Genomic DNA, 538 nt, shown 5'->3' with positions numbered 1-538 from the left:
TATATTTGTGATCTTCATGGCTATTGTTTTAAGTTGTTTTTGGCGAAGTAATTTGATCACAATTAGTCATGAAGGTCGATCCCCTTTACTCATCTTTTTTTAATTCATTTCGTGGGGATTCGTCAGGTTTGGGTATAATCTCGGCTTGAACCCTATAAAGTTCACCAAATGGTAGCTGATCAGAAAAGGCCGAATCAATAATCTTGTGCAAGGCTTGCGTAGCATAGCCATAACCCCAATGCTTGGAAGATAACTCGTAGCCTATCCCCGCATTTTTCATCTTTTGGTTCCATGAATTAAAGCCGCAAGTACCAATTAACTTTCCGGTATCTTTTCTGCGAATGCCCCAACGAATACCCACACCTTCAATAAAGCGATTGTTGAAGAATTCAATTAATTTTAAAGATTGCTCTAGGGCGTGTTGACCTTTCGTGATTGATTTTGCAGCTGTATGTTTGGTTTTTAGGCAAGGCAGAGCCTATGTAGTGTGGTTATTCCCCATTAATAGGCGATAACGCAGCATAAATGCCAAACATGC

The 538-nt window shown here is 39.8% G+C and carries 1 protein-coding gene; it reads right to left on the bottom strand.

Annotated elements, in window-relative coordinates:
- Positions 1–85 precede the first annotated feature (85 nt).
- Positions 86–370, bottom strand: coding sequence for a GNAT family N-acetyltransferase (locus HH219_RS21750; protein WP_349251637.1), 285 nt, complete (start codon positions 368–370; stop codon positions 86–88).
- Between the last annotated feature and the right edge of the window lie 168 nt (positions 371–538).

The organism is Pseudoalteromonas sp. NEC-BIFX-2020_015 (assembly GCF_012952265.1).
GTDB classification, from domain to species: Bacteria; Pseudomonadota; Gammaproteobacteria; order Enterobacterales; family Alteromonadaceae; genus Pseudoalteromonas; species Pseudoalteromonas neustonica.
The sequence above is the reverse complement of the archived record's forward strand: the minus strand, read 5'-3'. Positions and strand labels throughout refer to the sequence as shown.